General features: G+C 36.8%; 7 protein-coding genes. 4 read left to right on the top strand and 3 right to left on the bottom strand.

Annotated elements, in window-relative coordinates:
• From ACIQ2S_RS11105 to ACIQ2S_RS11090, 4 genes are all read left to right on the top strand, one after another.
• Positions 1-674 (top strand): P-loop NTPase (locus tag ACIQ2S_RS11105; RefSeq protein ID WP_396175960.1); only part of this gene is annotated, 674 nt, incomplete at its 5' end.
• A complete protein-coding gene (locus ACIQ2S_RS11100; RefSeq protein ID WP_396175958.1) occupies positions 674-913 on the top strand; it encodes a NifU family protein in 240 nt (79 codons plus the stop codon). The genes ACIQ2S_RS11105 and ACIQ2S_RS11100, both read left to right, overlap by 1 nt.
• Positions 914-1,049: 136 nt before the next feature.
• The gene (locus ACIQ2S_RS11095; protein WP_396175956.1) at positions 1,050-2,108 is read left to right on the top strand and encodes an NAD(P)/FAD-dependent oxidoreductase; all 1,059 of its coding nucleotides are present in this window, start codon (positions 1,050-1,052) and stop codon (positions 2,106-2,108) included.
• 1 nt (position 2,109) lies between these two features.
• Complete coding sequence (locus tag ACIQ2S_RS11090) at positions 2,110-2,442, top strand: ferredoxin (protein WP_396175954.1); 333 nt, start codon at positions 2,110-2,112, stop codon at positions 2,440-2,442.
• Here the strand turns inward: ACIQ2S_RS11090 and ACIQ2S_RS11085 are convergent, their stop codons facing one another.
• From ACIQ2S_RS11085 to ACIQ2S_RS11075, 3 genes are all read right to left on the bottom strand, one after another.
• Positions 2,443-3,147, bottom strand: coding sequence for an SGNH/GDSL hydrolase family protein (locus tag ACIQ2S_RS11085; protein ID WP_396175952.1), 705 nt, complete (start codon positions 3,145-3,147; stop codon positions 2,443-2,445).
• A 66-nt stretch (positions 3,148-3,213) separates the two neighbouring features.
• Positions 3,214-3,996, bottom strand: coding sequence for a DUF3050 domain-containing protein (locus tag ACIQ2S_RS11080; protein ID WP_396175950.1), 783 nt, complete (start codon positions 3,994-3,996; stop codon positions 3,214-3,216).
• Positions 3,997-4,119: 123 nt separating this feature from the next.
• The coding region (locus ACIQ2S_RS11075) for an acyl-CoA dehydrogenase family protein (RefSeq protein ID WP_396175948.1) at positions 4,120-5,143 on the bottom strand (1,024 nt) is incomplete at its 5' end.

Here is a 5,143-nt window from a genome sequence, read left to right as displayed (position 1 = left end):
TATCGGTTGAAGTAGATGGAAAATCAAAAATGAAACCCGTTGAGAGCTACGAAGTTAAAATTTTATCGATTGGCTTTTTTACTAAACCTGATCAAGCCGTTATTTGGCGTGGACCAATGGCTGCAAAAGCATTAAATCAAATGATTTTTGATGCTGATTGGGGACAACTTGATTTTATGTTAATCGATTTACCTCCCGGAACCGGTGATATTCATCTTTCAATTATGCAGTCGTTACCCATTACAGGAGCGGTAGTTGTTAGTACACCGCAGGCAGTTGCTCTGGCCGATGCTAAAAAAGGAGTTTCGATGTTTTTATCCGATGCTATTAAAGTGCCTGTTTTGGGAATTATTGAAAATATGGCTTATTTTACACCGGAAGAACTACCCAATAATAAATATTATATCTTTGGAAAAGAAGGAGCAAAAAATCTAGCAGAAGATTTACAAGTGCCTTTGTTGGGCGAACTTCCATTGGTACAAAGTATTCGTGAAGCGGGAGATTATGGTCGTCCTGCAGCACTTCAAACAGCCACGCCATTAGAAGCTGCATTTGAAAATATAGCTAGAAACATTGTGCAGGAAGTAGTGAACAGAAATGATTTTTTACCTCCCACAGAAGCAATTAAAATAACCACCATGGCTGGATGTTCAGCAGTAAAAGGGAAAAAATAATGACAGAAGAAGAAATTAGATTAGGTATTGAAAAAGCGTTAGATGAAATCCGTCCGTTTTTGATTTCCGACGGAGGTAATATTTCATTGATTGAGGTTGTAGAAGAGAAACATGTAAAAGTTCGATTAGAAGGTGCTTGTGTGGGATGTAGTGTGAATCAAATGACTTTAAAGGCAGGTGTGGAAACTACAATCAAAAAGTATGTGCCACAAATTGAAACGGTGGAAAACGTAGCTTAAAAAGTGTGAATTATAACTTTTTGTGATAGTATTCAAAACTGACATAAGTCATGTTTTTAAATCGCAAACAAGTCTAATTTCGCCACTACAAAAATCTTAGTAACACAGTCACTTTGAACCTTAGCAAATAAAAAGAATGATACAAACCGATATCCTTATTATTGGAGCAGGCCCGACAGGGCTTTTTGCCGTATTTGAAGCAGGCTTATTAAAATTGAAATGTCATTTAATTGATGCACTTCCTCAACCAGGTGGACAATTAGCAGAATTATATCCTAAAAAACCTATCTATGATATTCCGGGTTATCCCGAAGTATTAGCAGGTGATTTAGTGACCAATTTAATGGAACAAATCAAGCAATTTCAACCCGGATTTACTTTGGGTGAAACCGCTGAAACAATTGATAAACTCGAAGACGGAAGCTTTATTGTAACCACTAGTGAAGGCACTCAACATCAAGCAAAAGCAATTGCTATTGCTGGAGGTTTAGGGACTTTTGAGCCTAGAAAACCACTTTTGAAAGACATCGAGTTTTACGAACAAAATGATCGTGGAGTGGATTATTTTGTTAAAGATCCCGAAAAATATCGCGGAAAGAAAATTGTAATTTCGGGAGGTGGTGATTCAGCATTGGATTGGAGTATTTTCCTGGCGGATTTGGCAGCAGAAGTGACTTTAGTTCACCGAAGAAATGAATTCCGTGGAGCATTAGATTCGGTTGAAAAAGTACAAGAATTGAAAAATGCAGGAAAAATTAAATTAATTACGCCTGCTGAAGTGATTGGTTTCAAAGGAACTGAACGTATCGAATCAGTAGACATTGAAGTCAATGGTGCCCGAATGAATGTGGTGACCGATTATTTTATTCCGTTATTTGGTTTGACACCTAAATTAGGTGCCATTGCCAACTGGGGATTAGAAATTGAAAAAAATGCCATCAAAGTTAATAATGCTTTAGATTATCAAACAAATATTGACGGGATTTATGCTATCGGCGACGTAAATATCTATCCCGGAAAATTAAAACTCATTTTATGCGGATTTCATGAAGCAACTTTGATGTGCCAAAGTGTTTATAGCCGATTGAATCCAGGTAAAAAATATGTGTTGAAATACACTACTGTTTCAGGAGTAGATGGTTTTGATGGTACACGAAAAGAAGCGGAGAAAGCAGTGGTAAAATCAATAGATTAACATGCCTAAAGATATTACCATAAAAATCACCGATAGAAACGGTGTCAAACACGAAGTGCAAGCTCCAACCGACATGAATATGAACGTTATGGAACTCATTCGTATGTATGAATTAGCAGAAGAAGGAACCGTTGGTGTTTGCGGCGGAATGGCCATGTGTGCCTCCTGTCAATGCTATCTGTTAAACGATGTTTTAAAAACCCAACGCAACGACGACGAAGAGGCCATGTTAGCCGATGCCTATCATGTGAAAGAAAATTCAAGATTAGGTTGTCAGATTCATTTAAGTGAGGAATTAGACGGGCTTGAATTGGAAATTGCTCCGCAGCAATAATTAATCAATCCCCAATTTAATTTTCGCAATCGGGAGCAAACGTTCTACAAATTTGGTATAAGCTAATTCTGAAGGATGCAAATTATCGTAAGCTACCAAAGCCGGATTTGCTAAACCTTGTCTAGTTATATCTGTGATATTTACAAAAGTAATCCCCAATGATTCCGTGTGATTTTTAGCAAATAAATTGTATTGATCGATTTGACTCGAAATTAAATCTTCATTTCCTCCAAGACCAAATAAAGTATAGGCGTAATCCGGAATGGAAACAACAATAACACGATTCAAATCACCTTTTGCCAATGTAATTGCAGTATTTAAAAGCTCCGGAAATTCTTGTTCATACAGCGAAAAAGGTTTGTTTTGGTATTGGTTATTTACGCCGATTAATAGGGTCACTAAATCATATTCTGCATTTAGATTTTCATTAATAATTGCCGTTTTTAAATTGGTGGTCGTCCAACCCGTTTGTGCAACAACTTTAAGATTAATAACTTCATTTGGAGTTAAATAATTTTGCAAACTGTCCTGTAATTGCGAAGGGAATTTACAGGCATCGCAAACTGCTTCGCCTTTGGTGTAACTGTCACCCAATGCTAAATATTTGAAGGCTACCGAAGGTGTGTCGTCAACCAAAACTACTTCAGTTTCATCATCGGAACAACTGAGAGTAACCAAGAATAAAATACACAAGATGAAATTCATAGCCCGACTTGTGACTACTTGTTTTTTGGAAAATCTATGATGAGAATTAGCTATCATTGCTATAGATTAGTAACAAACTTCTTTTTTATGTATTTTTTCTTCAATGGCATCCCAAAGTCCGATTCTTTTTTCTAAAGCTAAAACAGAAACTTCTTCCACTTCTTTCCATTTGGTTTCGTTATTTTCGCATAATTCACTAATCATTTGCATCGCCATCGGCCCGTGTTCATCTCCGTCTAGTTCAATATGTCTTTCAAAATAATAAATGAGTTTCGACAAATCTATTTCAGGAAAACTAGATTGAAAGTTTTTTAAGATTGCTGTAAACATTTCAGGAATCAAATCTTCTCTTCCGAAAGTAAATGCAGCCGCAATTTTATGGGGTTTTCCCTCTTCAATGATTCGGAATGTAAAATCTAAAAAGGCTTTAATGTTTGGATGTAATTCACTTTTTTTGATGGATACAAAAATGTTCTTCGTTGCAATCACATGATTCAAAAATGAGTCAATCTCCAATGTATTCGAACCACTGGCTTGCATGGCTTCTAGATACATTTCAAAGTGACTCAAACGCTTTCCGTTTGCGGAAAGATCGGTTTCTTCCGCCAATACAATTTCGTTGATTAAATAACGTGTTTCAGGATTTCCGACGGGTAACCATGGGGTAGAAGTACAAGTCAATTTTGATTGTAAAGCTTTTAAAAGCGACATAAAATCCCAAACAGCATAAATGTGGCTTTCCTGAAATACTCTTAAATCGTCAATGGTTTTAATATTTTTATATAGAGAATGATTGAGTAATCTATTTTTTTGTGGTTGAATGGTATTTTGAATGGTTGCAATGCTCATAACGAATTTTTTATCAAAAATAAAAAAGCTTCCCCGAATTGAGAAGCTATTTATGTAGAATTTAGTTTTTGTTTAATGTAAAATCTTCTAAATTTTGGAATTTGGAATTTCTTTAGTTGGAATTTATTTAAACGCTTGCATTCCTGTAATATCTGCTCCTGTAATCAACAAATGAATGTCATGGGTTCCTTCATACGTAATCACCGATTCCAAATTCATCATGTGTCGCATGATTGAATATTCTCCGGTAATACCCATCCCACCTAAAATTTGTCGTGCTTCTCTTGCAATATGGATAGCCATGTCTACATTATTTCTTTTTGCCATTGAAATTTGAGCAGTGGTAGCTTTTCCTTCATTTCTCAAAACTCCCAAACGCCATGTTAACAATTGGGCTTTGGTAATTTCGGTAATCATTTCGGCTAATTTTTTCTGTTGTAATTGGGTAGCCCCAATAGGTTTATCAAATTGAATGCGTTCTTTCGCATAGCGTAAAGCCGTATCATAACAATCCATTGCTGCACCAATCGCACCCCAAGCAATTCCGTAACGAGCCGAGTCTAAACAACCTAGCGGGGCTCCTAAACCGGATTTGTTAGGCAGTAGATTTTCTTTTGGAATTTTGACATTGTCAAAAATTAGCTCACCTGTTGCCGAAGCACGAAGCGACCATTTGTTGTGTGTTTCTGGAGTAGTGAAACCTTCCATTCCACGTTCCACAATTAAACCGTGAATCCTGCCTTCTTCATTTTTTGCCCAAACAACAGCTATATCAGCAAAAGGAGCATTGGAAATCCACATCTTGGCACCGTTTAATAAGTAATGATCGCCTTTATCTTTAAAATTGGTTGTCATTCCTCCCGGATTTGAACCGTGGTCGGGTTCAGTTAATCCAAAGCAACCCATCATTTCGCCTGTGGCCAATTTGGGTAGATATTTCATTCGTTGTTCTTCATTTCCATATTTCCAAATGGGATACATTACCAATGATGATTGTACCGATGAGGTAGAACGTACACCGGAATCACCTCTTTCAATTTCCTGCATAATCAAGCCATAGGAAATTTGGTCTAAACCAGCACCACCATATTCTTCGGGAATGTACGGACCAAAACCGCCAATTTCTCCCAAACCTTTGATGATTTGT

The organism is Flavobacterium sp. (assembly GCF_044371705.1).
Classification (GTDB): Bacteria; Bacteroidota; Bacteroidia; order Flavobacteriales; family Flavobacteriaceae; genus Flavobacterium.
Note: the sequence above shows the minus strand (reverse complement) of the source record. Positions and strands in the feature narration are given on the sequence as shown.

Bases quoted from the DNA above. Each gene is read 5' to 3' on its own strand.
- ACIQ2S_RS11100 (WP_396175958.1), top strand. From the start codon at position 674: ATGACAGAAGAAGAAATTAGATTAGGTATTGAAAAAGCGTTAGATGAA.
- ACIQ2S_RS11095 (WP_396175956.1), top strand. From the start codon at position 1,050: ATGATACAAACCGATATCCTTATTATTGGAGCAGGCCCGACAGGGCTT.
- ACIQ2S_RS11090 (WP_396175954.1), top strand. From the start codon at position 2,110: ATGCCTAAAGATATTACCATAAAAATCACCGATAGAAACGGTGTCAAA.
- ACIQ2S_RS11085 (WP_396175952.1), bottom strand. From the start codon at position 3,147: ATGAATTTCATCTTGTGTATTTTATTCTTGGTTACTCTCAGTTGTTCC.
- ACIQ2S_RS11080 (WP_396175950.1), bottom strand. From the start codon at position 3,996: ATGAGCATTGCAACCATTCAAAATACCATTCAACCACAAAAAAATAGA.